This window comes from Rhodococcoides fascians A25f (genome assembly GCF_000760935.2).
Taxonomy (GTDB): domain Bacteria; phylum Actinomycetota; class Actinomycetes; order Mycobacteriales; family Mycobacteriaceae; genus Rhodococcoides.
In genome coordinates this window covers 2,668,489-2,695,000 of the sequence record NZ_CP049744.1, presented here as the reverse complement: position 1 = coordinate 2,695,000, position 26,512 = coordinate 2,668,489, and the positions used below count along the sequence as shown (strand labels likewise).

General features: G+C 64.6%; 23 protein-coding genes. 3 read left to right on the top strand and 20 right to left on the bottom strand.

The window, feature by feature from the left end:
* Nucleotides 1-456: 456 nt before the first annotated feature.
* A complete protein-coding gene (gene tyrS, locus BH93_RS12830) occupies nucleotides 457-1,731 on the bottom strand; it encodes a tyrosine--tRNA ligase (RefSeq protein ID WP_032379501.1) in 1,275 nt (424 codons plus the stop codon).
* A 38-nt stretch (nucleotides 1,732-1,769) separates the two neighbouring features.
* Nucleotides 1,770-2,423: a DNA-3-methyladenine glycosylase gene (locus BH93_RS12825; protein ID WP_052065894.1), complete on the bottom strand. Its 654-nt coding sequence runs from the start codon at nucleotides 2,421-2,423 to the stop codon at nucleotides 1,770-1,772.
* A gap of 72 nt (nucleotides 2,424-2,495) precedes the next feature.
* Here BH93_RS12825 and BH93_RS12820 point away from each other — a divergent pair, with 72 nt between their 5' ends.
* Together BH93_RS12820 and BH93_RS12815 are read left to right on the top strand one after the other, a co-directional pair.
* Complete coding sequence (locus BH93_RS12820) at nucleotides 2,496-3,227, top strand: ABC transporter ATP-binding protein (RefSeq protein ID WP_037177627.1); 732 nt, start codon at nucleotides 2,496-2,498, stop codon at nucleotides 3,225-3,227.
* Nucleotides 3,224-3,979, top strand: coding sequence for an ABC transporter permease (locus tag BH93_RS12815; RefSeq protein WP_037177625.1), 756 nt, complete (start codon nucleotides 3,224-3,226; stop codon nucleotides 3,977-3,979). The genes BH93_RS12820 and BH93_RS12815 overlap by 4 nt, the downstream gene beginning before the upstream one ends.
* A 13-nt stretch (nucleotides 3,980-3,992) precedes the next feature.
* Here the strand turns inward: BH93_RS12815 and BH93_RS12810 are convergent, their stop codons facing one another.
* The 17 genes from BH93_RS12810 to infC all read right to left on the bottom strand — a co-directional run bounded on the left by BH93_RS12810 (nucleotide 3,993) and on the right by infC (nucleotide 22,705).
* Nucleotides 3,993-4,199 (bottom strand): Trm112 family protein, encoded by a 207-nt coding sequence (locus BH93_RS12810; protein ID WP_032378947.1) that lies wholly within the window; start codon nucleotides 4,197-4,199, stop codon nucleotides 3,993-3,995.
* A gap of 106 nt (nucleotides 4,200-4,305) precedes the next feature.
* On the bottom strand, nucleotides 4,306-7,323 hold the full coding sequence (locus tag BH93_RS12805; RefSeq protein WP_037178009.1) for an AMP-binding protein: 3,018 nt from the start codon (nucleotides 7,321-7,323) through the stop codon (nucleotides 4,306-4,308).
* Between the two features lie 109 nt (nucleotides 7,324-7,432).
* Nucleotides 7,433-8,881, bottom strand: coding sequence for an argininosuccinate lyase (argH, locus tag BH93_RS12800; RefSeq protein WP_032378948.1), 1,449 nt, complete (start codon nucleotides 8,879-8,881; stop codon nucleotides 7,433-7,435).
* Nucleotides 8,878-10,077 carry an argininosuccinate synthase gene (locus BH93_RS12795; protein ID WP_037177624.1) on the bottom strand — a complete coding sequence of 400 codons (1,200 nt, stop codon included), beginning with the start codon at nucleotides 10,075-10,077 and terminating at the stop codon, nucleotides 8,878-8,880. Before BH93_RS12795 ends, argH begins: the two co-directional genes overlap by 4 nt.
* Nucleotides 10,078-10,128: 51 nt before the next feature.
* Complete coding sequence (locus BH93_RS12790) at nucleotides 10,129-10,644, bottom strand: arginine repressor (protein WP_032378950.1); 516 nt, start codon at nucleotides 10,642-10,644, stop codon at nucleotides 10,129-10,131.
* Nucleotides 10,641-11,576, bottom strand: a complete 936-nt coding sequence (gene argF / locus BH93_RS12785; protein ID WP_037177622.1) for an ornithine carbamoyltransferase — start codon at nucleotides 11,574-11,576, stop codon at nucleotides 10,641-10,643. The genes BH93_RS12790 and argF overlap by 4 nt, the downstream gene beginning before the upstream one ends.
* Entirely contained in the window at nucleotides 11,573-12,778 is a 1,206-nt protein-coding gene (locus BH93_RS12780) for an acetylornithine transaminase (protein WP_032378952.1), read from the bottom strand. Before BH93_RS12780 ends, argF begins: the two co-directional genes overlap by 4 nt.
* On the bottom strand, nucleotides 12,775-13,689 hold the full coding sequence (gene argB, locus BH93_RS12775) for an acetylglutamate kinase (RefSeq protein ID WP_032378953.1): 915 nt from the start codon (nucleotides 13,687-13,689) through the stop codon (nucleotides 12,775-12,777). Before argB ends, BH93_RS12780 begins: the two co-directional genes overlap by 4 nt.
* Entirely contained in the window at nucleotides 13,686-14,924 is a 1,239-nt protein-coding gene (gene argJ / locus BH93_RS12770) for a bifunctional glutamate N-acetyltransferase/amino-acid acetyltransferase ArgJ (protein WP_037177620.1), read from the bottom strand. The genes argB and argJ overlap by 4 nt, the downstream gene beginning before the upstream one ends.
* Nucleotides 14,921-15,976, bottom strand: a complete 1,056-nt coding sequence (gene argC, locus BH93_RS12765; RefSeq protein ID WP_037177618.1) for an N-acetyl-gamma-glutamyl-phosphate reductase — start codon at nucleotides 15,974-15,976, stop codon at nucleotides 14,921-14,923. Before argC ends, argJ begins: the two co-directional genes overlap by 4 nt.
* 52 nt (nucleotides 15,977-16,028) lie before the next feature.
* Entirely contained in the window at nucleotides 16,029-16,580 is a 552-nt protein-coding gene (locus BH93_RS12760) for a hypothetical protein (protein ID WP_037177616.1), read from the bottom strand.
* Nucleotides 16,581-16,649: 69 nt separating this feature from the next.
* Nucleotides 16,650-19,136: a phenylalanine--tRNA ligase subunit beta gene (gene pheT, locus BH93_RS12755; RefSeq protein WP_037177614.1), complete on the bottom strand. Its 2,487-nt coding sequence runs from the start codon at nucleotides 19,134-19,136 to the stop codon at nucleotides 16,650-16,652.
* A gap of 55 nt (nucleotides 19,137-19,191) precedes the next feature.
* Nucleotides 19,192-20,259, bottom strand: a complete 1,068-nt coding sequence (pheS, locus tag BH93_RS12750) for a phenylalanine--tRNA ligase subunit alpha (protein ID WP_037177610.1) — start codon at nucleotides 20,257-20,259, stop codon at nucleotides 19,192-19,194.
* A gap of 73 nt (nucleotides 20,260-20,332) precedes the next feature.
* Entirely contained in the window at nucleotides 20,333-21,139 is an 807-nt protein-coding gene (locus BH93_RS12745; protein WP_037177608.1) for a TrmH family RNA methyltransferase, read from the bottom strand.
* Nucleotides 21,140-21,177: 38 nt separating this feature from the next.
* Nucleotides 21,178-21,567 carry a 50S ribosomal protein L20 gene (rplT, locus tag BH93_RS12740; protein WP_032378959.1) on the bottom strand — a complete coding sequence of 130 codons (390 nt, stop codon included), beginning with the start codon at nucleotides 21,565-21,567 and terminating at the stop codon, nucleotides 21,178-21,180.
* Nucleotides 21,568-21,653: 86 nt separating this feature from the next.
* A complete protein-coding gene (gene rpmI, locus BH93_RS12735; RefSeq protein WP_008715923.1) occupies nucleotides 21,654-21,848 on the bottom strand; it encodes a 50S ribosomal protein L35 in 195 nt (64 codons plus the stop codon).
* Nucleotides 21,849-21,964: 116 nt separating this feature from the next.
* Nucleotides 21,965-22,705 (bottom strand): translation initiation factor IF-3, encoded by a 741-nt coding sequence (gene infC / locus BH93_RS12730; RefSeq protein WP_052058412.1) that lies wholly within the window; start codon nucleotides 22,703-22,705, stop codon nucleotides 21,965-21,967.
* Between the two features lie 382 nt (nucleotides 22,706-23,087).
* Here infC and BH93_RS12725 point away from each other — a divergent pair, with 382 nt between their 5' ends.
* Complete coding sequence (locus BH93_RS12725) at nucleotides 23,088-23,474, top strand: DUF1844 domain-containing protein (RefSeq protein ID WP_037178006.1); 387 nt, start codon at nucleotides 23,088-23,090, stop codon at nucleotides 23,472-23,474.
* A 79-nt stretch (nucleotides 23,475-23,553) separates the two neighbouring features.
* Here BH93_RS12725 and uvrA read toward each other — a convergent pair whose 3' ends face one another.
* Complete coding sequence (gene uvrA, locus BH93_RS12720; RefSeq protein ID WP_032379507.1) at nucleotides 23,554-26,484, bottom strand: excinuclease ABC subunit UvrA; 2,931 nt, start codon at nucleotides 26,482-26,484, stop codon at nucleotides 23,554-23,556.
* Between the last annotated feature and the right edge of the window lie 28 nt (nucleotides 26,485-26,512).

Below are 26,512 nucleotides of genomic sequence, written 5' to 3'. Positions count from 1 at the left end.
ACCACCACAAGCGGATGGCTGATACATCGAATGCTTTCACCAAACAAAAATTCGGCACTGACATTCATCGACACACTGTTGAGTTCTCAAAGAACACGCGCACACCATTCAGCGACGAGCAGATGCTCGTAAATGTCCGGGGCAACCGGTCCAGCTTAGATCAGATGATCGAGCACAGTCAAACTGGCTTCTCATCCAAGGAAGTCGAACCTTGCGGCTCCACTCTCCATGTCGTCGAAAGCAACCTCCGCTTTGCTCAGGCCTTGCGGTCTGGGCTGGCGTCCGTGTCGCTCTGACCTGGACAAAGTTACGCCCCGGATAACAACGCGTCAAATCCCCAGGTCGTTCACACGCGAATCGTGTGAACAGCCTGGTCGCAACTGTTCAACTACCCACCTAACGGGCGTCGTAACCAAATTACATGGATGTGACTCCGACCACTGACAACGCGCGAAGCTAGCTCGAGACCCGCGCGCCGGCGAAGTTCCGCTTTCCGCGTCGAACCACCAGCCACCGTCCGTGCAGTAGATCGTCCGCGGTGGGCGTCCAGTCCTCGTCGGAAATCTTGACGTTGTTGACCGATGCGCCGCCCTCCTTGACCGCACGCCGGGCCGCGCCTTTGCTTTCGCTCAGTCCCGTGGCGACAAGCAGATCCACGATGGTGTTCGGAGCACCGACCTCGATGTCGGCCACAGATGCTTCCTGCAACGCGGCGGCGAGAGTCTTCTCGTCGAGTTCTGCCAGTTCTGCACGTCCGAAAAGTGCCTGACTGGCGAGCTCGACCGATCGCGTCGACTCTTCCCCGTGTACGAGGGTGGTCATTTCTGCGGCCAGACGTTTTTGTGCCTCGCGCGCGTGCGGACGCTCCGAAGTGGCGACTTCGAGTTCGGCCAACTCCTCCTTCGACAGGAAGGTGAACCAACGCAGGTACTTCACGACGTCCGCGTCACCGGTATTGACGAAGTACTGGTACCAGGCGTACGGGCTCGTCATCTCCGGGTCGAGCCACAGGCTGCCACCACCGGTGGATTTGCCGAACTTCTTTCCATCGGCTGCGGTCACCAGCGGAACGGTCATTGCATGGACCGACTCGGCATCCTGGCGTCTGTTCAGTTCGACACCGGCAATGATGTTGCCCCACTGATCGGAGCCACCGATCTGAAGACTGCACCCGTACTCCCGGCGTAGCTGGACGTAGTCGTTGGCCTGCAACAGCATGTAGCTGAACTCGGTGTACGACATTCCGTCGCTCTCGAGCCTGTTCTTGACCGTCTCGCGGGCGAGCATCACGTTGATCGAGAAATGCTTGCCGATGTCGCGTAGAAAATCGATGGCGGACAGCTCGCCCGTCCACGACAGATTGTTCACCACAACCGCACCCGTGGGGCTGTCGTCCAAGTCGACGAAACGCTCGAGCTGACCTCGAATTCGCGTTGCCCACTCGGTGACGACCTCGGGAGAATTCATGGTCCGCTCCCCCACGTCGCGAGGGTCACCGATCAGTCCCGTCGCTCCGCCGGCGAGAATGATCGGCCGATGTCCGGCCCGCTGAAACCGCTTGAGAGCGAGCAACGGCACCAAGTGCCCTGCGTGCAGCGACGGACCGGTCGGATCGAAACCGGAATACAGCGTGATCGGACCCTCGGACGTCGCCTCCCTCAGCGCGTCCACATCGGTGGACTGCGCGATCAGTCCGCGCCAGGTCATTTCGTCGATGATGTTCTCACTCACGACGTCGATCTTCCCGCATGCACGCATCGACCCGTCGGTCAGGCCTCCAGGCCACCGGGCACCGCGGCGCGGGGACTGCGTTTGTAGCTCGATACCGCCGAAGATCCACGAATCCAGAAGCGCCACGGTCGATCGGCTGCCAGACTCACCCCGACGCGTGGGCCGGACGCGACAGCCTGCTCCGGCAGCGGGTGCGAGAGTAGCTGGAGGGTGACAGCGGACGAGGCGTCGAACAGTTCCGTTCCGTTGTCCGCCAGCGAGACGCCCAAGGCTCGACCGAGATTGCCCGGCCCGCGGGCCCAGCCGGCCTCCACTCGTGCAGACCGTGGACTGCGGCCGGCGCGCCTGCCCTCGACGATGTCATGACCGGCCACCACTTCACCTGCCCGGAGTAACACGGCGGCGGCCATCCCGTCCGGACCGCAGCTGACGTTCATGCACAAGTGCATTCCGTAGCTCAGGTAGACGTACAGCCGCCCCGCCGGCCCGAACATCACCTCGTTGCGAGGTGTCGAACCACGGAAGGAATGCGCCGCCGGGTCGGGCCACGGACCGTCGAGTGGACCGCCGTATGCCTCGACTTCCACGATGCGCAAAGACACTTCACCTGCGTGGACGGTTCCCCCGAGAATGCGTCGGGCTGCGTCTTCCGGCTCTCCGCTTTCCAAGTCAGCGACGTTCACCCATCCCATGATGCTGCGCCCTTGACCACGACGCGCCGACAGGGCTATGACTTCACCATCCGATGAAGTCTGGAGGCCCACATGGCGTTCACCGGGCAGCATGCTGTCGAGGTCACAGGGCTGACGGTTCGCCGAGGCAAGCGAACCGTGCTGCGCAATCTGTCCCTGTCAATCCCTCGCGGTGCCATCACCGGACTTCTCGGTCCTTCGGGCTGCGGGAAGACGACGTTGATTCGCGCAATCGTCGGCACCCAGATCGTGGCAAGCGGAACCGTGACGGTTCTCGGATCACCGGCCGGCTCCGCATCGTTGCGTCGCACAGTCGGGTACGTGACCCAGGCACCGAGTGTCTACCGCGACCTCACCGTTCGTGAGAACGTGCAGTACTTCGGGTCGCTGTACGGTCGCGGCCGCGCAGAGGTGGCTTCCGCGATCGAGGCAGTGGGACTCGCCGATCACGCGGCGTCGCGTGCAGGCGAACTCTCCGGTGGACAGTTGGGACGGGTCTCGTTGGCCAGTGTGCTGGTCGCAGAACCAGAACTGCTGGTACTCGACGAGCCGACCGTCGGATTGGATCCGGTGCTTCGTTCGGAGCTGTGGTCGCGTTTCGCCGATCTCGCGAACGCAGGTACGACGGTGTTGGTCTCGAGCCACGTGATGGAGGAGGCGGAGCACTGCAGCCGGCTCGTGCTGATGCGCGACGGCTCCGTGCTGGCTCAATCGAGCCCGGACGCGTTGCTCGAGCAGACGAACGAAACGAATCTCGATCGTGCATTCCTCTCGATCATCAGATCGGCGGGGCAGCAATCGTGAACGCGAGAATCTACGCAGCGGGCACGGGGCGAATTCTTCGTCAGCTCAGAGCCGACCACAGATCGGTTGCCATGGTTCTGCTCGTGCCATCTCTGCTGATGGTGTTGCTGTATTTCCTGTACCGCGACGTTCCCTCACCGCCGAACCAGCAGTCGCTGTTCGACAGGATCGCAATCACGATGCTCGGCATCCTGCCGTTCGTCGTCATGTTTCTGATCACGTCGATCTCGATGCAGCGCGAACGAACCTCGGGAACGCTCGAACGCCTGCTGACGACGCCGATGTCCAAGCTGGACCTGCTGGCGAGTTACGGCTCCGCGTTCTCGCTCGCCGCGGTGGGACAAGCCCTGCTCGCGTGCGCTGTCACGTTCGGATTTCTCGGGCTCGACATCGAGGGCTCCGTTGCCTGGGTTCTGGTGATCGCAGTGCTTGCAGCAATGCTCGGCGTCGCGATCGGCTTGCTGTGCAGCGCATTCGCTCGTACCGAATTTCAGGCCGTCCAGTTCATGCCGGTCGTCGTGATCCCCCAGCTGTTCCTTTGTGGACTCCTGGTACCTCGCGGTCAGATGCCGAGCTGGTTGAGCGCCATCAGCAACGTTCTGCCACTGAGCTACCTGGTGGACGCCCTGCAGGAGATATCCCATCACCCAGGCGTCACCGGCCGCACGTGGACCGATATCGCTGTGGTCGTGGCGTTCATCGTTGCCGCTCTGACCGGGGCGGCCGCGACACTGCGTCGACGAACCCCGTGAGCAACAAGGCGGTCTAGGACGTAGCGCGGGCCAGAATCGACTCGTGCTCGGCGTCGTCGACATCACGCGCATCGTCGGCGAGCAGGACCGGGATGCCGTTCTCTATCGGATATGCGCGACGCAGTCGCGGGTTGTAGAGCAGTTCGCCCTCGACCAGCAACAGCGAACCCTTGTCCACCGGGCACGCGAGAATGGAAAGCAGTGTCGAATCGATTGCCACAAGTGTCCTTCGTTCTGCTCCGACCGAGTCGGAGTGATGTACTCGACCACGCTACCGAACGAGCCGTCCCCGGCAGGCTCCACTCCTCATTTTCGAGTCGTTCCTCCTAGGAGGACTTTTCGGTGGACTCGCCCCCACCCACAAAACGCTCGGCAACAACGGCTTTGGTCAAACGGCGGTAACTGTTGGACTCCGAGTCGTAGAACCACGACCGGGCACTGGGCGTCGGGATGCCCGCTTCCTTCAGCGCCGTCGCATTGGGCCGATACGCGCGACCCACCGGGATTTCGGACACTACGTGCACGATGGCCGGACGCTCGGCAGGGAGCAGCGCACCGAGCGTATCCGTCAATGCACGAGCGGTGATCACTGCTTCGGGTTGCAGAGAGATGGCGCAAACAGCAACCTCGGTGGCAGCCGCATCGACACGAACCGACCGTGGACGATCGACGGCGACGTGTACGCCGTAGACCACAGCCGAATCCACCTGGTCGAGATCGCCGACAGCATCGACGATGGGCTGGGTGTAGACCGGGCCGCACGCCGAACGTACGACGGTGTCCTTGCGGTCGATCAGCCAGTAGTCTCCGTCGGAATCGCGTCGGAAGAGATTCTCGGTGGGAATCCATGCGTCCGTGGGCTCGAAGACACCGCGCATCACATGGCTGGTCGCTTCGCCCTCGCCGCTCGGTCGACCCAAGAGCAGCCCGATCTCGTCGTCGCGGCACTGCCGAACGAAACCGTCGTCGTCCTCTTCGAGTCGGCCGGTGATCGGGTCGTAGGCCGCAAGGGCAACCCGGGCACTGCCGGGCAGGGGGCGGCCTTTCGAGCCGATCTTCAATCCAGCCACGTTGGCCAGAATGACGTCGTTCTCGGTCGATGCGTAGAACTCGAGCACCCGAGCAGGGCTGAATCGTGCCAGCGTGCGGCGCCACAGTCCGACCGGCATGCCGGAGCCGATGAACAGGCGGACCGGATGGCCGGAATCTACCGGGAAACGACCGTCGTCGAGGATCTGCCGCATCATCGTCCACGTGTAACTGACCACGGTCACGCCGTAGCGGTAGACCTCTTCACTGAACCGCTCGGGGTCGAGACCACGGGAGAGCGCAATCCGCGACCCACCCGCGAGCGCGCCACCGATCGTGACCAGAATTCCCGCCGAATGATGCAGCGGAGCAAGGCAATACACGGTATCGCCAGGGCCGAGCGCGGCCGTGGTCGCGGTGCCGAAGGCCGAGAGTGCCCAGCGGTGATTGGTGATGTACCGGGGCTCGAGACCACGATCGGTCGTCGTGAACAGGACCATGGCCAATTCACGCGCGCGGCCCGGATCGGGCTCGTACCACTGAGGCAAGCGCACAGCATCGGGATCGATGGCCTCGAGATCGGTCACCTCGTATCCGTTCGGTATCTCGAGTCGACGCGTCTCACCGCCACCCAGTACCAGCACATTCGGTGTCACCGGGACTGCCGCCGCTACGTTCTCGGGATCTGCGATCACGGTATCGACATCGACCGTCCGCAGTGCTGCAGTCAGGTCGCTGCCCGGCTGCAGCAGAACCGGCACTGCCCCGATCCGCGACAGCGCAGCCATGGCGGCCAACGCACTGGGGCGCGTCTCCATCAGCACTCCGATGCGCGACGCAGGACGCACCCCGACACTGATCAGACCGCGAACGACGTTGTCGATGCGGACGTTTACCGCGTCGTAGGTGTGCACGCGGTCGTCGAACAGGAAGCACTCGCCGTTCGGCGATTTACGTCCCTGCTCGGCGATCAAGCGGCCCAACGAGACTCGACTGTGCGGCTGCATCTGTCCGAGCCGCGCGAGCCGCGGCAGCGTACGCACGGCCTCGGACGAAATCTCACGGGTACCTCGTACCGCGCCGGTCGCCGCCGATGCCAGCCCCCGGCCGACGCCGACACCGACCTCGGCAATGGAGGCTGCCGTGTGGATCAGTCGATTGGTGATCGACACACCGCTGTCGGAATCGCTGTGGTCCTCGCGCTCCATCACGCGGACAGCCTCGGGCTTCGGTCCGAGATCCTCACGCCACCGAATCCAGTTGCCCGTCGTCGGCCACGTCTGTGCAGCTGCCGTACTGCCGACAACGAGGCCGAAATGGCCTGCGCGCAAGGTAGTTTCGAAGACCTGTGCGCGCGGAGCCGCTCGCTGGATGCCGCGTACGGCCAATGGTTGACCGATGTCGTCGACCTCACCGACGAAGGCCAGCACCGGCACCGTCAGTTCGGCCAGAGTCAACAATCTGTCCTTGATGACGAACCCGCCGGTCATCATGCGGTTGTGCACGACGAACTGCTTCAGCAACTCCGCCACGGCCGGGCCGGACCATGCCACCCAGCCGTCCATCGCCAGAAAGCGTCGCTGCGGCTCGCGCGGCAACAATGCCTCACGGTCGTGCAACTGCCGCAGGAAATCCAGGCGGGATCGAACGGTTTTCGCCGGATCGAGGAGTTGAAATCCCGTCCGCGCCATCCAGCCCGAGACGGCCAGCCGGGTGAAGACATGATCGGCGAGAAACTCTGCACCCCGAGTGGCCACGCCGGCCGGGATTCCCAGCGGCAGCCCGGCCAACGTGTCGACGGGAGCCCCGAACGTGATGAGGCTGGCCAAGTTTCGTCCACCCCGGTAGGCAGCAGCCTGGTAGCAGAACATTCCGCCCTGCGAGTAGCCACCGAGGTGAACGTCTCGGCCGGTGTGCTCGTGCACCTTGTCGACGACCTCGCTGATCGCCACGACATGATCGGCGAGAGTACGGCTCCACCCGCCCTCTTCGGTATCGGGTGACCCGAAATCGACCACCCATGGGTCCAGGCCCATGCCGTGCAGAATTCCGGCCGCACCCTGATCGGTCGTGACGTCGTAGACGTCGGCGGACACCATCATCGGCGGAATGAGCACCACAGGAGGACTATCCGCAGGCACGTCGTCGGGGAAGTACCGGCGCAACCGATACATGGGCTCCCGGTCCATCACCCGGAACGGCGACGGGTCCACCTCGGTTTCGAGACCACCGAGACGAATGACCTCGAGACCGTTCTGGGCCGTGGCGATGGCACGGCGCAGTGGACCACGTACGGCGTCTGCATTCAGTCCCACAACTACACTCCTGCGTTCGGCCCCGACGGAAGGACCGGCATCGGTCTTCACGTGACGAAAGCTTCTCACATCACATTCGACGGAACCGGCGTGGATGTCCCTTGCTCACCTAGTGTTGCAACACCGGTTCCTCGGCCCACGCACGAAGCGTCGACGCTGTCGCCCGCACACCACCGAGCTGGTGCGCCACCTGCACCGCGGCGGTACCGCCGCGAGCATCACGCGATGAAATGGAACCCTCCACCGTGAGCACCTCGCGAACAGCCGGAGTGAGCGCCGGATCGATGGCGGCCAGCTCGTCATCGGTCAGATCGACCAGCCCCACGCCCCGCGCTTCCGCCGCCCGGACGCACGCTCCGGCCGCCTCGTGGGCAACGCGGAAGGCAATCCCCTGTCGCACCATCCACTCTGCGATATCGGTGGCGAGTGTGAAACCGGCCGGTGCCAGCTCGGCCATGCGCTCGGTGTGGAACTCGAGCGTCGCGGTCAATCCGGTGAGCGCCGGGAGCAACAACTCCAGCTGCGCCACCGAATCGAACACCGGCTCCTTGTCTTCCTGAAGATCCCGGTTGTAGGCCAACGGTTGAGCTTTGAGCGTGGCCAACAGACCGGTCAGATTGCCGATCAGGCGGCCGGTCTTGCCACGGGTCAGCTCCGCGACGTCCGGGTTCTTCTTCTGAGGCATGATGGAACTGCCCGTCGACCAAGCGTCGGCCAAGGTCACGTATCCGTATTCGGGCGTACTCCACGAGATGACCTCCTCGGCGAACCGAGACAGATCCACGGCCGTCATCGCCAGTACGAACGCCGCCTCCGCAGCGAAATCGCGCGAGGACGTGGCGTCGATCGAGTTCTCGGCGGACGACTCGAACCCGAGCTCGGCCGCGATCTTCTCCGGACTCAGCCCGAGCGACGAACCAGCGAGCGCACCGGAACCGTAGGGCGACACCGCCGCTCGCTTGTCGAAGTCCGCGAAGCGCTGGACGTCACGCAACAGCGGATGAGTGTGCGCGAGCAGATGATGCGCGAGCAGCACCGGTTGCGCCGCCTGCGAATGAGTCTTGCCCGGCATGACGGCCGTTGGATGCGCCGCAGCCTGAGTTGCCAGGGCGTCGACCACGTCGAGAACCCCGACCGAGACCCGGCGGACCGCGTCGCGGAGCCACATTCGGAACAGCGTCGCCACCTGGTCGTTTCGCGATCGGCCCGCACGCAGGCGTCCACCGACCTCGGGTCCGACGCGATCGATCAACCCGCGTTCGAGGGCACCGTGCACGTCCTCGTCGGTCTCGGCTGCCGCGAACGCACCCGAGTCGACGTCGTCGGCGAGGCGTTGCAAACCGTCGAGCATGGTCTCGAGGTCCTGCGGGGTGAGCAGTCCGGCACCGTTCAGCACGCGGGCGTGCGCCATGGATGCGCGGATGTCGTACGGCGCGAGCACCCAGTCGAAGTGCGTCGATTTGCTCAACGCTGCCATGGCGGCGGCCGGTCCGGATGCGAATCTGCCGCCCCAGAGCGAACCTTCGTTGGTTCCGTGCGAGGTCTCCGAATTCGTCACAGGCCCAGGTCCCGCTTCGCGGCGATCTTCGACGAGAGTCCGTGCAGCTGAACGAATCCCTTGGCCGCGGACTGATCGAACGTGTCACCCTCGTCGTAGGTGGCGAGATTGAAGTCGTACAACGACTCCCCGCTGCGACGTCCGTTGACGATGATCCCGCCCGCGTGCAGAACCAGGCGGATGTCACCGGAGACGTGTTCCTGCGTGTGCGCCACGAATGTATCGAGAGCACCCTTGAGCGGGGAGTGCCACAGGCCGTCGTACACCAGCTCGGCCCACTTCTGGTCGGTGTGGCGCTTGTAGCGGCCCAGTTCACGCTCGAGGGTCACGTGCTCGAGCTCCTCGTGCGCGCGGATGAGCACCATGGCGCCCGGTGCCTCGTAGATCTCGCGACTCTTGATGCCGACGAGCCGGTCTTCGACCACATCCAGGCGGCCGACACCCTGCGCTCCCGCGCGAGTGTTGAGCTCTCGAATCGCTTCGAGTACCGAGACCGGACGGCCGTCGATCGCGACGGGACGACCTTTGTCGAAGGAGACGATCAGCTCGTCCGGGGCCTGGAAGTTGACCGTCGGATCCTCGGTGTAGTCGTAGACATCCTTGGTCGGGGCGTTCCACAGGTCTTCGAGGAAACCGGTTTCGACCGCACGCCCCCAGACGTTCTGGTCGATCGAGAACGGCGACTTGGTGGTCACGTTGATCGGGATGTCGTTCTCCTCGGCGAACTTGATCGCCTTCTCGCGCGTCCACGCGTAGTCGCGAACGGGTGCCAGCACCTCGAGCTCGGGGGCGAGCGTGTTGAAGCCGACCTCGAACCGAACCTGATCGTTGCCCTTGCCTGTGCACCCATGTGCAACAACGGTTCCTCCGTGCGCCCGCGCGTTCTCGACGAGGTGCTTGACGATCAACGGACGGCTGATGGCCGACACCAGCGGGTACCGATCCATGTACAGGGCATTGGACTGCACTGTCGGCAGGCAGTACTCGTCCGCGAACTCGTCCCGGGCATCGACAACGACGGATTCGACTGCGCCGCAATCGAGTGCACGCTGACGCACGACGTCCATGTCCTCGCCGCCCTGCCCGAGATCGATGGCGACAGCGACGACCTCCTTGCCGGTCTCCCGCCCGATCCAGCTGATGGCGACAGAGGTGTCGAGTCCGCCGGAATAGGCGAGGATGACGCGTTCGGCCATGGTGTTCAAGCTCCTTCGTTGTTCTGGTTGCGCATGATGGGTAACCGGATCTCAGTTACCGCGTCGAGCAAGCTTTTCGATCTTGTCCGCGACCTGACCACCGGTGTGTGGCTCGCGGGCTATCAACAGAATCGTGTCGTCTCCTGCAATGGTCCCGACGATCTCGGGCATTGCTGCACGATCCAGAGCGCTGGCCAAGTAGTGCGCCGCGCCCGGCGGTGTTCGGAGCACGGCCTGGTTCCCGCTGTGATCGGTGGATACCAACAACTCCCCCAGCAACTTCAGGAGGCGGTCGGTGCCACCGGACACTCCGCGGACCGGACTGCCGTCCTCGGGCACGACGTACACGCCCACTCCGCCGTCAGGGGCACGCAGTTTCACCGCACCCAATTCCTCGAGATCCCGCGAGAGCGTGGCCTGAGTGGTGTCGATCCCCTCGGCTGCGAGCAACGACGCCAGCTGCGGTTGACTGCGTACCTGATGCGTGGCCAGCAGCGCAATGATTCGCGCCTGCCTGCCCGCCCGGGTCGACGCGGTCAACGGCACCGCACTGACGTCCTCGCTCATGGTCGCTGAGCCTTGTCGAGGAGCCAGACCAGCAGTGCCTTCTGCGCGTGCAGACGGTTCTCCGCCTCGTCCCACACGACGCTCTGTGGACCGTCGAGCACCTCGTCGGTGATCTCCTCGCCGCGATGTGCCGGGAGGCAGTGCAGCACAACAGCGTCGGACTGGGCTTTGGACAGGAGATCGGAGTCGATTCGATACGGCCGGAAAGGGGCGACACGATCGAGACCGTCGTTCTCCTGACCCATCGACGTCCAGGTGTCGGTGACCAGCGCGTCGGCACCGGCTGCGGCCTCGGCCGGATCCTCGGTGACGGTGATGGTGGCCCCGGTTTCCTCGGCGCGCGCACGGGCGGCGTCGAGAACGTATCCGAGCGGAACGAAATCCTTGGGCGCGGCGATCCTGACGTTCAGCCCTGCCGTCACTCCGCCGATGAGCAGCGAGTGCGCCATGTTGTTGGCACCGTCACCGAAATATGCCAACGTGCGCCCCTTCAGGTTCCCCTTGTGCTCGATCAGGGTCTGCAGATCGGCGAGTACCTGGCACGGGTGGAATTCGTTCGACAGGGCGTTGACGATGGGAATCGTTGCGCCGGTCGCCATCTGCTCGAGCCGCTTCTGCCCGAAGGTGCGCCACACGACGGCCTCGACGTAGCGCGAGAGCACCCGGCCGGTGTCCTGCAACGTCTCTTCGCGACCGAGTTGCGTATCGCTTCCGGTGACCACGACGGCATGCCCGCCCAGTTGCGCGATGCCCAGTTCGAAGGAGAAGCGAGTCCGGGTGGAGTTCTTCTCGAAGATGACGCCGATTCCCTTCGGCCCCTCGAGCGGGCGCTTCGAGAACGGCGCACGCTTGAGTTCGGCGGCCAGAGCGAGGATCTCGGCCTGCTGCTGTGGGGTGACGTCGTCGTCTCGGAGAAAGTGCTGAACGGTCATGGCTGATGAGCCTCCTGTGCTGCGTCGAGAATTGCCGGTAGTGCCGTCACGAACGACGCGGCTTGCTCTTCGGTGATGATCAGTGGTGGTGCGAGTCTCAACACATCGGGCTGCGCCGCATTGAGAAGAAAGCCTGCGTCTCGCGCGGCCGCCTCGGCCGCCGGTGCGATCGCCGCGGTGAGCACGACTCCCAGGAGGAGCCCCGATCCCCGGACATGGCTGACGAGAGGGTGTTCGAGGGCCTCGATGGAGTGAGCGATGGTCTTGCCGATGCTGTCGGCGTGAGAGAGAAGATCCTCGTCGGCGATGGTGCGCAACACCGCAAGCGCGGCAGCGGCACACACGGGATTACCACCGAACGTGGTGCCGTGCTTACCCGGATGCAGCAGTTCCCCCGCGGCTCCGATACCGATGCATGCACCGATGGGAAGGCCACCGCCCAGGCCCTTCGCGAGTGTGATCACGTCGGGCACGATGCCGACCGACTGATGTGCGTAGAACCATCCCGTTCGACCGATTCCGGTCTGCACCTCGTCGAGCACGAGCAACGCACCGTGTTTCGCGGTGATCTCACGCGCAGCAAGGAGGTATCCCTCGGGTGGTACCACCACACCGCCCTCACCCATGATGGGTTCGAGAAACACTGCGGCGGTATCGGAATCGACGACGGCCTCGAGTGCGGCCACATCGCCGTACGGCACGTGCTGCACGCCCGCGGGCATCGGCTCGAACGGAGTGCGCTTGTCGGGTTGTCCGGTGAGTGCAAGAGCTCCCATCGTCCGCCCGTGGAAGGACTTCTCGGCTGCCACGATGTTGGGACGACCGGTCAGGCGAGCGATCTTGAACGCTGCCTCGTTGGCCTCGGTTCCCGAGTTGCACAGGAACACTCGCCCGGTGGCCCCGGCACCGAGGTGCGCGAGCAATTGCTCGGCCAACGCGATACCGGGTTCTGTGGCATACAGATTCGAGGTGTGTCCCAGAGTGGACAGCTGCGTGTTGACCGCCTCGATCACCGCCGGATGGGCGTGGCCCAGGATGTTCACGGCGATACCGGCGAGAAGGTCGAGGTACTGCTTGCCGTCGGCGTCGGTCACCACTGCACCGTCACCGCGTACGAGCGCCACACGCGGCACACCGTAGTTGTCCATCAGCGAATTCGACCACCGCTGTTGAAGATCGAGCGTGGACTCCGTGCCGGTCATGGCGTGACTCCTGACGTAGAAGTGTGATCGGGGGTGACCATGGTGCCGATCCCCTGGCCGGTGAACAGTTCCACCAGAACCGAATGTTCGACGCGCCCGTCGATGACGTGTGCAGTCGGCACACCTGCTCGAACGGCGCGCAAGCACGCTTCCATCTTCGGCACCATCCCGGCGTCGAGCGAGGGCAGCAACGCATCGAGCGCAGACGCATCGATTTCGGACGTCAGCGAGGTGCGATCGGGCCACGCGGTGTACAGACCCTCGACGTCGGTGAGCACAACCAGTTTTTCGGCACCGATGGCACTCGCCAGTGCGGCGGCGGCGGTGTCGGCGTTGATGTTGTGCACGACGCCGTCGCGGTCGGGAGCGATGGTGGAGACCACCGGAATACGTCCGGCCGCAATGAGATCGAAGATCGCCTTCGGATCCACCGAGGTGACGTCGCCCACCAGACCGATGTCGGTCTGGTCGCCGTCGACGAGCACGGTTCGCCGGGTCGCCGTGAACAGGTGCGCGTCCTCGCCCGAGATGCCGACGGCATACGGCCCGTGACTGTTGATCAAGCCGACCAGTTCACGGCCGACCTGCCCGAACAGCACCATTCGCACGACATCCATGACCTCGGGCGTCGTGACGCGGAATCCGCCGCGGAACTCGCCCGTCAACCCGAGCCTGGTGAGCATCGCCGAAATCTGCGGGCCACCACCGTGTACGACGACGGGATGGATTCCGACGGTACGCAGGAACACCATGTCGGCGGCGAACGCCCGTTTGAGATCATCGTCGATCATGGCGTTTCCGCCGTACTTCACCACGACGGTCTTGCCCGAGAATCGTTGCAACCAGGGCAAAGCCTCGGCGAGAGTGAACGCCTTCTGCGCGGCCGTCAACTGCAGGGCTGCCGAGGTCATGACGAATACGCCGAATTCTCTTCGACGTATGCGTGCGACAGGTCGGTGGTTCGAATGGTGGCCGAACCGGCACCGAGACCGAGATCTATGGTCACGGCGATATCGACACCGGACAGGTCGACCTCACGAGCACCCGGCGCGCCGACGCCGTCGATGCACACGGGATTGCCGTTGAACGACACAGCAATTCGGTCGGGATCGAGTTCGATCGGCGCGATACCGATCGCAGCGAGCACCCGTCCCCAGTTCGGGTCCGAACCGAACATAGCCGTCTTGGTCAAGCTGTCCCTGGCAACGGTCCGTGCGCCGATCAGGGCCTCGTCCTCCGACACCGCACCCGACACGGTGATCTTGACTCGCTTGGTCACGCCCTCCGCGTCGGCCATCATCTGATCGGCCAAGTCGTCGCACACCGCCAGGACCGCGGCGTCGAGGTCTTCCTGAGACGGTGCCACTCCACTGGCCCCGGACGACAGCAGGAGCACCGTGTCGTTGGTCGAGGACGCGCCGTCGACATCGAGCCGATCGTAGGACAACCGAGTGGCCGCTCGCAGGGCCTTGTCGAGCTGTTCCGCGGTGGCGACGGCATCGGTGGTGATGACGCTGAGCATCGTGGCCAGCGAGGGTGCCAGCATGCCGGCACCCTTGGCCATACCGCCGACGTTCCACTTGTCGGCGTGATGAATCGCCGCCTGCTTCGGCACGGTGTCGGTGGTCATGATCGCGTACGCCGCATCGGTACCACCCGAAATGCCGCCTGCGAGTTCGTGCACCACCTCGGTCACACCGGGCAGCAGCTTGTCCATCGGCAGCCGATCGCCGATCAGACCCGTCGAGCACACGGCAACTTCGATGGCACCGGTCTCCGAACCCCAATTGCTCAGTGCGGACGCAACTTCCTCGGCCGTACGATGCGCATCCTGGAACCCGGGCGCACCCGTGCAGGCGTTGGCACCACCGGAGTTCAGAATCACCGCACGCAACCGCCCGGTGGAGAGCACCTGCTGGGACCACAGCACCGGAGCGGCCTTGACCTTGTTTCGGGTGAACACACCCGCTGCCGCGAAGTCGGGTCCTTCGTTGAACACCAGAGCGAGATCCGACCTGCCACTTACCTTGATACCGGCAGGAATTCCGGCCGCGCGGAACCCGGCGGGAGCGGTGACACCTTGGGTGCGGACCAGCTTCCCCGCGACCGTGCCGACGGTATCCGCCTCACTCCGAACGCTGCTCATGGCGCTACTCCTACGGTAGAGAGACCATCGGTCTCGGTGATTCCCAGTGCAAGATTCATGGACTGAACGGCGGCTCCCGCCGTTCCCTTGGCCAAGTTGTCGATGGCCGCAATGACGACGAGCAGGCCTGCGTCGGCATCGACCGACACGCTCATCTGTACGGCGTTCGACCCGATCACCGAACCGGTCTGAGGAAGACGGCCGGCGGGAAGCACGTGCACGAAGGGTTCTGCAGCGTAAGCCTTTTCGTACACCTCGACCGCCTGCTCTGTAGTGGCAGTGGTGATCGCGGTACAGGTGGCCAGAATTCCGCGGGGCATGGGCGCGAGAACGGGCGTGAACGACACCGCAACCGCGCTCCCGGCAACGGCCGACAAGTTCTGCACGATCTCCGGCGTGTGTCGGTGGGCACCCGCCACCGCGTACGCCCGAACCGAGCCCATCACCTCCGAGCCCAGGAGGTCGGCCTTGGGAGCCCGACCGGCACCCGATGTACCGCTCACGGCAACGATATTGACCCGCGGCTCGATGATGCCGGCGGCGACGGCAGGCGCGAGCGCGAGAGACGACACCGTCGGATAACACCCGGGAACCGCGATGCGGGTCGCACCGACCAACCGCTCTCGGAGGCCCGGCAGCTCCGGCAACCCGTACGGCCAGCTGCCTGCATGCGGACTCTTGTAGTACTTCTCCCAGGCCGCACCGTCGGTGAGGCGGAAGTCGGCACCGCAGTCGATGATCACCACCGACTCGGGCAGCGCAAGTGCAAGCTCGGCGGACTTGCCGTGCGGGAGCCCGAGGAACACGACATCGTGGCCGGCCAGCTCATCGACGGTGGTCGGACCGAGAACCCGGTCGGCCAGCGGCAACAGATGCGGATGGAACTCTCCGAGCGTGGACCCGGCATTGCCGCCGGCCGTCAGCGAACCGATGACCAGCGAACCGTCGCGCACCGCTGGGTGTCCGAGCAGAAGCCGAATAATTTCACCGCCGGCGTACCCACTTGCGCCCGCTACCGCAATGCGCCTCGGCACGGCCTCCGAAATAGTCATGCGGTTTATTATGCAGCATCATGCAAGCTCATTCATGAACGGGTCCGGTGTGTCAGCTTCCGCCCATGGACTTGCGGATCTCGTCGAGCTTCTTGCGGCCGGCTTCCTGACGGTCGTTCCACTGCTTGTCCAGATCCCGACCGGCCCGGGACTCCCGGTCCAACTCCTCCGCTCCGACGGCCGTTCCCGAGCGATGGTCCACTTTGTCGCGGACACCGTCCCAGGTGGGCACCCCGGATTCGGTGAAGCCGCCGACTGCGTCGCCCGTATACCCACCGCCTGCGCCGACGGGCATATCGTCGACCAATTCCGCATCGATGATGCCCGGCACCGTGCCGCCCAGTGGAGCCCCGGGCGGCGGATCTCCGAGCGGCTGATCGATCCGAGGCCTGGTGACCTGTGGAACGTCGACATCGGGCACCGTTCCCGGCGGCGCACCCCGATCGGGTCCAGCAGGTTCGGGCTCGACGGTGCCCAACTCCGCGGCCAATGCAGCGGCCGCAGCCGCTACCGGGGCCAGCCGCGGCCGACCGGCCACCGCCGCGAGGACGTCGTGCACAACCTGCAGATCGGACGCCGTGCCGTCTGCTCCGGATTCACTCATTCGTTGCTCCCGTCACCGTGGGCGTTCGTGACTCCACGCTACGGAACCGACGGTCCGGCCGCCGACAGATCAGCTACGCAGCTCGGCTCCGACGGCTTTGGCTGCGGCTTCGACCGCAGCATCGCGCGCAGCAGTGGCCTGATCCTCGGTCAACGTGCCGTCGGTTCCACGGAACCGCAACGCGAACGCCAGAGACTTGCGACCTTCGCCGACTTGTTCACCCTCGTAGACGTCGAACAACCGGATCGATTCGAGCAGATCGCCGCCGCCGATCGTGAGCGCCGCCTCGACGGTCGCCGCAGGCACGGAGGCATCGACCACAACGGCAACGTCCTGGAGCACCGCCGGATACGGCGACACCTCGGGGGCCGGGAGCGATTCGACAACAGGCAGAGCGCTCAGGCTCACCTCCACGGCACAGGTACGCGGAGGCAGGCCTGCCCGCTCGAGGACCGCCGGGTGCAGCTCGCCTGCATATCCCACGACCTCACCGTCGAGCAGTACCTCGGCACATCGACCGGGATGCCACGGAAGATGTTGGGCGGCACGAAGATCGACGTGAACGCCGGCCGCCTCGGCCACTGTGCGTACCGCAGCGAAAGCGTCGGCTGCTTCGGCGGCGCGGCCCGGGCCCCACGGACCCGACAGCTCACGCTGACCGGTGAGCACCACGCCCACATGTACCGGCTGCGCCGGCAACGACCCTCGAAGCATGGCGATCTGGTCGTCGGTGGGACGACGATCCACCGGCAGCGCGTCCACCGCAGCAGTGGCATCGTGCCGAAGCACAACCTGGGCAATTCCGAACAGCGACACGTCACGCTGACCGCGGGCGATGTTTCGGCTCAGCATCTCGAGCAACCCCGGCAACACTGTGGTCGCGAGCTCGGGGCGATCGGCCTCGAGCGGATTGAGGACCGAGGTGGTGGCGCGCCGTGGATCGTCCCTGTCCAGACCCCAGGTGTCGAAGACGCCCTTGGGCAGGAACACCGGGGGCAATACCTCGACGTATCCGGAGAACGCGAGCGCCTTGCCGACCGCTCGTCTGCGCTTCTGCTCAGCGGTGAGGCCACGACCGCCGGGGGCCGACGGCAGTACCGACGGGATCTTCTCGAGGCCCTCCAGTCGCAGCACCTCTTCCACCAGGTCGGCGCGTTGCACCAGGTCCGGTCGCCACGACGGCGGCGTCACGGTCAGTTGACCGTGCCCGGCATCGTCGACCGACACGTCGACTCTGCAGCCGATCTGCGTCAACCGTCGGGCAGCGGTTCCGTTGGGGTACTGCACGCCGGCAATTCGGTCGGGCAGATCGAAGTCCATCGTGACTGCCGGGTACTCGGCGGCCTCGCCGATGTCGGTCAACACCGGCTCGATCCGGCCACCGGCGATCTCGACCAGCAACTGTGCCGCACGATCGAGCGCTGCGACCGGAAGAGCAGAGTCCACGGTCCGTTCGAAACGCTTGCTCGCCTCACTGGACAGCTTGTGGCGGCGGCCCGTTCGGAACACCGCGAGCGGATCGAACGACGCTGCTTCGAGTACGACCTCGGTGGTCGCATCGTCCACTTCGGTGGACTCCCCGCCCATGACGCCGGCCAACGAGATGGCTCCCGACCCGTCGGCGATGACGACGTCCTCGGGATCGAGTGACCGCTCGACTCCGTCCAGTGTCGTCAGCTTCTCCCCCGCGTTCGCACGGCGGACGACGAGATCGCCGTTCAGCTTGGCCGCATCGAACGCGTGCAGCGGCTGGCCGAGCTCGTGGAGCACATAGTTGGTGACGTCGACAGCAGCCGAGATCGGGCGCACGCCGGCCAGAAGCAGGCGACGCTGCATCCACCACGGAGTGGTCGCCGTGGGATCGATGCCGACGATCTTGCGCAACGCGAATCGTGATGCGCCCGAGTTCGATTCGACGGTAACCGACCATGCCTCACCGGTGACCTCGGTAGGCATCGTCCGTGCCGGGTCCACATAGGGCAAGTCGAAGCTGCAAGCAAGCTCACGGGCCAGTCCGCGGACCGAGAAGGCGTAACCGCGATCCGGGGTCACGTTCAGCTCGATGACCGAGTCCTTCAGCCCCAGAACCTCTTTGGCGTCGTCACCCGGTGCGGCCGTGTCTGCAGGCAGCACCAGAATGCCGGAGTGGTCTCGGCCGAGTCCGAGCTCGAGCGTCGAGCAGATCATGCCGTTGGAATTGCGGCCGTACGTCTTGCGCGATGCGATGGCGAATCCGCCGGGCAGAACGCTGCCCGGCAGAGCGGCGACGATCAGGTCACCTTCGGCAAAATTTCGTGCACCACAGACGATTTCCTGTGGCTCGTCGGCCCCGACATCCACCAGGCAGAATCGAATCGGCTTCTTGAACTCGGTCAGTTCCTCGATCGAACTCACCCGGCCCACCACCAGCGGTCCGGTCACGTTGTCCAGCGATTCGAGTTCTTCGACCTCGAAACCGACCCGCACGAAACCGGCGTCGAGCTCCTCGGGCGAGACAGCCCAGTCGGGAGTCCCCGCGTGCAGGACCTCGGTCAGCCAGGATTGTGGGACTCGCACGTGTGCTCAGCTCTTTCTTGTATCCGAGAAGAAGTGGGGCGGGTGTGAAGCGGCGTCAGGCCCGAACACCGAAGGGCAGCGTGAATCTGATGTCGCCTTCGACGATGTCACGCATGTCCGGGATGTCGTTGCGGAACTGAAGCGTGCGTTCGAGGCCCATTCCGAATGCGAATCCGGTGTACACCTCGGGGTCGATGCCGCTGGCCTGCAACACCTTCGGGTTGACCATCCCGCAGCCACCCCACTCGACCCAACCGGCCCCGCCCTTCTTCTTGGGGAACCACACATCGACCTCGGCCGACGGCTCGGTGAACGGGAAGTAGTTCGGCCGCATCCGCGTGCGGGTGTCGTTGCCGAACAACGCTTTGGCGAACGCATCCAGCGTTCCGCGCAGGTGCGCCATGGTCAGACCCTTGTCGATGGCGAGACCCTCGACCTGATGGAAGACCGGAGTGTGCGTCGTGTCGAGTTCGTCCGTGCGGAATGTCCGCCCCGGGCAGACCACGTAGATCGGAAGTTCACGGGATAGCATCGACCGCACCTGCACCGGCGAGGTATGAGTGCGCAACACCTGCCGCGATCCCTCGGGCGCGATGTGGAACGTGTCCTGCATCGTGCGCGCCGGGTGGTCGGGCAGGAAGTTGAGCGCGTCGAAATTGAAGTGTTCGGTCTCGACCTCGGGGCCTTCTTCGACCTCCCAGCCCATTCCGACGAAGACGTCCGCAACCTGTTCGGCGATGATCGTGATGGGATGCCGAGCACCGACCGGAGCCCGGCCGGTCGGTAGCGTCACGTCGATGGTTTCAGCCACCAGGATTGCCGCGTCCCGCTCGGCCGAAAGAATGGCACGTCGCTCGTCGAAGGCCTTCTGCACCCGGTCGCGCGCTGCCTTGACGCGTTTGCCCGCGTCGGCCTTCTGCTCACCCGGTATAGATCCGAGTGCGCGCTGCGCCAGCGCCAACGGAGCCTTGCCCCCCACGTGGTCGATCTTGACCTTGGTCAAGGCATCGAGATTCGTTGCGTCGGCGAACGCCTGCTCCGCCGAGTCCACTGCGGATCCGAGCGCAGATTCCTCCAAAACGCTCGGATCTACCGGCTCGGGTCCGACATCTTTCTTCGCCACGACAGCTGCACTCCTCGAGTAATAGTCGGTGTCTGCACGAGGCAGACAGGTATCGATCCTAGGCGAAAGGTGCTCACGAGGTCTCGGAGCGTCGCTGGGCCCGGGCGCTCGCGTACAGGCAGATCGCTGCGGCAGTTGCCAAATTGAGGCTCTCGGCGCGGCCGTGGATCGGGATCCGGATGCGGTGATCGGCGTCGCGAGCCACCGACTCGGGCAGCCCGTGTGCCTCGTTGCCGAACAACCACGCGGTCGGCCGGCTGAGCAGTTCGTCGGCGTCGTCCAAGTCGACCTCACCGTCGGCGGCCGTCGCCACGATCGACAGACCCGCGCTGCGTAACGCCTCGATTCCGGATTCGATCGAGCGTTCCCGGGCGATCGGGAGATGGAACACACTGCCCGCTGACGCGCGGACGCACTTGCCGTTGTGAGGATCCACCGAGTCACCCAGCAAGACAACCGAATCCGCACCGGCGGCGTCTGCGACGCGGATGACCGTCCCTGCGTTGCCCGGCTCGGCGACCTCTACCGGTACCGCTACCAGACGCGGACCATCGGCCAACGCACGACCGAGCGAGACGTCGACCAGTCCGGTGACCGCGACGAGCCCCTGCGGGGTGACGGTGTCGGACAGCGCTTTCGCGGCTCGGTCGGTGATCGGAAAGACTCGTGCGCCGCCGGCCTCGATGGACGAAATCAAGGCGTGGTGACGCTCGAAGGCATCCGAGGTGAAGAACAGCTCGCGGACGAGCCCGGACTTTGCGGCCTCGGAGACCGCATTGAACCCCTCGGCGAGGAATTGCCCGGTCTTCTTGCGTTCCGCGGCACGCGCGAGCTTGACGGCCGAAACGACCCGCGGTGTTCGCTCGGTCAGCGAATCCACGGGTCGTTTCGGAGTTGAATCGTCGTACGGCGACTCGCTCAGGCTGCTTCTCCGGCAGGAGCGTTGACATCGGCAGGCAGTGCAGCCTTGGCGATGGCGACCAGGCTTGCGAAAGCCGCGGCATCCGACACAGCAAGCTCGGCGAGGATCTTGCGATCGACCTCGACGCCCGCGGCCTTCAGGCCCTGGACGAAGCGGTTGTACGTGATGTCGTTGGCCCGTGCTGCAGCGTTGATACGCGTGATCCACAGCTTGCGGAAATCACCCTTGCGCGCGCGGCGGTCCCGGTACGCGTAGGTGAGCGAGTGGAGCTGCTGCTCCTTGGCCTTGGTGTACAGACGTGAGCGCTGTCCGCGGTAGCCCTTGGACGCTTCGAGAATCGAACGGCGCTTCTTCTGGGCGTTGACGGCCCTTTTTACGCGTGCCACTGGTGAATCCTGTCGATCTGGGGGTGTGTGAAAACCCCGAATGGTAAGGGATGAAGCCGACCGAGATCAGTCGGCGGCGGGCCGGATCAGATACCGAGAAGGCGCTTGATCCGCGGCACGTCGGCCTTCTTGACAACGGCGACACCATCGAGGCGACGAGTCACCTTGGTGGGCTTGTGCTCGAGCAGGTGGCGACGGCCGGCCTTCTGGCGCAGGATCTTGCCGCTGCCGGACACCTTGAATCGCTTCTTGGCACCACTGTGGGTCTTCTGCTTGGGCATGAAATCCTCTTCTTCTGTAATAGCTCTTCGGTGTTGCATGGCACAGCCGTACAGCGCAACGGAAAACCTGTGCACCGAAGCAGTTGTAGGGCTGTCTTACTCGTAGAGCACGAAGCTCAGTTGGTCTGCGCCGGAGTAGCCGGAGCTGCTGCGGCCGGTGCCTCGGCAGCCGGGGCTGCATCGGCGGGCTGTTCCGGCGCGGGAGCCGGTGCGCGTTGCGCGGGCGGTGCCGCTGCGCTCTCCTGTGCCTTGACGCGAGTCTTGGCACCCTTGTGCGGCGCCAACACCATCGTCATGTTGCGGCCGTCCTGCTTGGCCGAGGTCTCCACGAAGCCGAGCTCCGCGACGTCCGCGCCCAAACGCTGCAGCAGACGGAAACCGAGTTCGGGTCGCGACTGCTCGCGACCGCGGAACATGATGGTGACCTTGACCTTCGAGCCGGCTTCGAGGAAGCGAACGACGTTGCGCTTCTTGGTCTCGTAGTCGTGCGCGTCGATCTTGGGGCGAAGCTTCTGCTCCTTGATGACGGTGAGCGTCTGGTTCTTGCGCGATTCGCGCGCCTTCTGCGCAGCCTCGTACTTGAACTTCCCGTAGTCCATGATCTTGCAGACCGGCGGACGTGCGTCGGGAGCTACCTCGACAAGATCGAGGTCGGCTTCGAGAGCCAAGCGGAGTGCATCTTCAACACGCACGATCCCCACCTGTTCACCGCCCGGTCCGACAAGCCGGACCTCGGGAACTCGGATGCGATCGTTGATGCGGGTCTCAGTGCTGATGGGGCCTCCTAGGTAGTGCGGTGTGGTGTGTAACCCGACCGCCTGCCACTGGCACAGCCCGTTGCCGTCGATCCTCGACATTCCCCGGCAGCGATACGAACCGCTACAAAGAAAAAACCCCGCTCTCGGTGTGAACCGATAGCAGGGCCCGATGTCGACCGGTCGACCCGCACGACAACTGTCGTCGTACAGTCTCCTCACTGGGAGGAAGCACGCCGGAAACCTGTGAAGATCTCCATCGTGCGACCGGACCGGAAGTAGCTTGTTGAAGGCTACGTGCCGGTGGGAGTCGGGCTCCACTTGCTGCCTCCGTGCGGTGAACTCCATCGAGGAGCGCACGCCGAAGACGGTCGTCAAATCACACTACCAGCAGATTCGACAAACCGACAATCGAGCCCGATTGCCCCCGAACTCGTCGGCACCCGATTCTCCCGGCCGCAGGCGGCGTGGGATTCTCGTAGGCATGACCAGCTCCCCCACTCCCGCCGATGGCGATCCCGCGGGTGTCGACCCAGTCGGCACCGAGCCCGAAGTCCGTGAACTCGCCGAGGTCCCCGCGGTCGAGGTCATCAGCCGCGCTGCGGTCATGCTGATGAGTTCCGCAGCCGAGAAGTTGGGACTCTCCGAGCCGGATCCCGCCGAGAGCCCCTACCTGGACCTCGACGAGGCACGACGTGTCATCACCGCACTGGCAGGCCTGGTCACCGCGTCGGTCGAGTACCTCGGCCCCCATGCCGGACCCATTCGCGATGGACTGCAAGCACTGCAGCGCGCATTCCGGGAAGCATCGGCCCACCCGGACGAGCCAGGAAAGGGCCCAGGCGAGAAGTACACCGGTCCGGCGCACTGAGCGAGAGCATCGACGACCACCCGAACACGAACGCCGCATCCGGTGCACTATCGGATGCGGCGTTCGTCGTTCGCGGGCGCTACCGGACTGCGGCGACCTTTCGCGGCCTGCGCTTCTTCGGGGCGGCTTTCACCGGCTGCGAAACAACCGACTCACGAGTGAGCGCTTCCTGCAGGAACTTACCCGTGTAGCTTTCCGGCACAGCCGCCACGGCCTCCGGATCACCCTGCGCCACAACCATTCCGCCACCGGAACCGCCCTCGGGCCCCATGTCGATCACCCAGTCGGAGACCTTGATGACATCGAGGTTGTGCTCGATGACTATCACGGTATTGCCCTTGTCCACCAAACCGTTCACCACGCCGAGTAGCTTCCGGATGTCCTCGAAGTGCAAGCCGGTGGTCGGCTCGTCGAGAATGTAGACGGTGCGGCCGGTGGACCGCTTCTGCAATTCAGCGGCCAGTTTGACGCGTTGCGCCTCACCACCGGACAACGTGGTGGCCGGTTGACCGAGCCGCACGTATCCGAGACCGACCTCGACAAGTGTCTTGAGGTATCGATGGATCGAGGTGATGGCCTCGAAGAAGTCCGCGGCCTCCTCGATCGGCATGTCCAGAACCTCGGCGATGGTCTTGCCCTTGTAATGCACCTCGAGTGTCTCGCGGTTGTACCGCGCGCCCTCACAGACCTCGCACGGAACGTAGACGTCCGGGAGGAAGTTCATCTCGATCTTGAGAGTGCCGTCGCCCGAGCATGCCTCGCACCGACCGCCCTTGACGTTGAACGAGAACCGCCCGGGCTGGTAGCCGCGCACCTTGGCCTCGGTGGTGGCTGCGAACAACGTACGAATCTTGTCGAAGACCCCGGTGTAGGTTGCCGCGTTGGAGCGCGGCGTGCGTCCGATGGGCGACTGGTCGACCCGGACGAGTTTGTCGAGTTGATCGAGTCCGTTGATCCGGGTGTGCCGCCCGGGAACCTGGCGGGCACCGTTGAGCTTGTTGGCCATCACGGTCGCGAGGATGTCGTTGACAAGCGTGGATTTGCCCGAACCGGACACTCCGGTGACCGAGGTGAGCACCCCGAGGGGGAAGCTCACGTCGATACCGCGCAGATTGTGTTCGCGGGCACCCACGACGGTCACCAGACGCTTCTTGTCGACGACGCGGCGGGTGTCCGGCAGTGGAATCTCCATCCGCCCGGAAAGGTACGCGCCGGTCAGAGATTCCTCGTTGGTCAACAGGTCCTCGTACGAGCCGCTGTGCACGACGCGGCCGCCGTGCTCACCGGCCAACGGCCCGATGTCGACGATCCAGTCGGAGGTACGAATGGTGTCCTCGTCGTGCTCGACGACGATCAGCGTGTTTCCGAGGTCGCGGAGCCGGGTCAGCGTATCGATCAACCGACGGTTGTCTCGCTGGTGCAGACCGATCGAAGGCTCGTCCAACACATAGAGAACGCCGACGAGGCCCGATCCGATCTGGGTGGCGAGCCGGATTCGCTGGGCCTCGCCGCCGGACAGGGAGCCGGCCGTTCGAGCCAGTGAGAGGTATTCCAGGCCGACGTCGAGCAGGAAGCCGAGGCGCGCCTGCACCTCCTTGAGTACCTGGCCCGCGATCGCCTCCTCACGACGACCGAGGGTGAGGCTGTTCAGGAAGTTCGCGGTATCGGCGATCGACAGCTCGCACACCTCGGCGATCGACTTCGGACCGAAGTCGCCTGCCGCGATCGTGACCGACAAGATCTCGGGCCGCAGCCTGGCACCGTTGCACGTGGGGCACGGCACATCGCGCATGTACCCGTCGTAGCGTTCCTTCATCTGCTCGGACTCGGTCTGCTCGAGACGACGATGCAGGAACGGCATCACTCCCTCGAACTCGGCGTAGTACGAGCGCGTACGGCCGTAACGATTCTTGTACTTCACGTGCACCTGGTGGTCGCTGCCTTCGAGGACCGCTCGCTTGACCTTGGCGGGCAACTTGTTCCACGGTGCATTCAGATCGAACCCCATCGCGTCGGCGAGCCCGGACAGCAGGCGGCCGAAGTACTCCGATGTCTGGCCCATCGACCACGGTGCGATGGCTCCGTCGGCGAGGCTGAGATCGCCGTCGGGAACGACGAGCTCGGGATCGACCTCCTTGCGCACGCCGAGTCCGACGCAGTCGGGGCAGGCACCGTACGGCGAGTTGAACGAGAAGGACCGGGGCTCGAGATCGTCGATGGACAACGGGTGACCGTTGGGGCACGCGAGCTTCTCGGAGAACCGGCGTTCGCGGTCCGGAGCGTTCTCGTCGCGGTCGACGAAGTCCAGAACGACGATGCCGTCCGCAAGTCGAAGGGCGGTTTCGACCGAATCCGTCAACCTCTGCTTCGAGCTGGACTTGACGGTCAGGCGGTCGACGACGACCTCGATGTCGTGCTTTTCCTGCTTCTTGAGAACAGGAGGACTGGTGAGCTGGTGTACGACGCCGTCCACGCGCACACGGGAGTAGCCCTGCGTGTTGAGCGAGTCGAACAGATCGACGAATTCGCCCTTGCGGGTACGGACCACCGGAGCGAGGACCTGAAACTTCAGACCCTCCTCCATGTCCAGCACCTGATCGACGATCTGCTGCGGAGTCTGCTTCGCGATCTGTTCACCACACACCGGGCAGTGCGCCGTGCCGGCACGGGCGTACAGCAGCCGAAGGTAGTCGTAGACCTCGGTGATGGTGCCGACGGTCGACCGTGGATTGCGGTTGGTCGACTTCTGATCGATGGAGACCGCAGGCGAGAGCCCCTCGATGAAATCGACGTCCGGCTTGTCCATCTGGCCGAGGAACTGCCGCGCGTAGGCGGACAGCGACTCCACGTAGCGACGCTGACCTTCGGCGAAGATCGTGTCGAAGGCGAGGGACGACTTGCCCGAGCCGGACAGACCTGTGAACACGATCAGCGCATCGCGAGGCAGGTCGATGTCGACTCCCCGCAGATTGTGCTCCCGTGCACCTCGCACTATCAGGCGATCCGCCACTGTGTTCCCTTCTTTCCGAACGAGCACG

Coding starts and splice junctions, on each gene's coding strand:
- BH93_RS12825 (WP_052065894.1), bottom strand. CDS start 2,423: ATGGGATGGGTGAACGTCGCTGACTTGGAAAGCGGAGAGCCGGAAGAC.
- BH93_RS12820 (WP_037177627.1), top strand. CDS start 2,496: ATGGCGTTCACCGGGCAGCATGCTGTCGAGGTCACAGGGCTGACGGTT.
- BH93_RS12795 (WP_037177624.1), bottom strand. CDS start 10,077: ATGGCCGAACGCGTCATCCTCGCCTATTCCGGCGGACTCGACACCTCT.
- BH93_RS12790 (WP_032378950.1), bottom strand. CDS start 10,644: ATGAGCGAGGACGTCAGTGCGGTGCCGTTGACCGCGTCGACCCGGGCG.
- argF (WP_037177622.1), bottom strand. CDS start 11,576: ATGACCGTTCAGCACTTTCTCCGAGACGACGACGTCACCCCACAGCAG.
- BH93_RS12780 (WP_032378952.1), bottom strand. CDS start 12,778: ATGACCGGCACGGAGTCCACGCTCGATCTTCAACAGCGGTGGTCGAAT.
- argB (WP_032378953.1), bottom strand. CDS start 13,689: ATGACCTCGGCAGCCCTGCAGTTGACGGCCGCGCAGAAGGCGTTCACT.
- argJ (WP_037177620.1), bottom strand. CDS start 14,924: ATGAGCAGCGTTCGGAGTGAGGCGGATACCGTCGGCACGGTCGCGGGG.
- argC (WP_037177618.1), bottom strand. CDS start 15,976: ATGACTATTTCGGAGGCCGTGCCGAGGCGCATTGCGGTAGCGGGCGCA.
- BH93_RS12760 (WP_037177616.1), bottom strand. CDS start 16,580: ATGAGTGAATCCGGAGCAGACGGCACGGCGTCCGATCTGCAGGTTGTG.
- rpmI (WP_008715923.1), bottom strand. CDS start 21,848: ATGCCCAAGCAGAAGACCCACAGTGGTGCCAAGAAGCGATTCAAGGTG.
- infC (WP_052058412.1), bottom strand. CDS start 22,705: ATGTCGAGGATCGACGGCAACGGGCTGTGCCAGTGGCAGGCGGTCGGG.
- BH93_RS12725 (WP_037178006.1), top strand. CDS start 23,088: ATGACCAGCTCCCCCACTCCCGCCGATGGCGATCCCGCGGGTGTCGAC.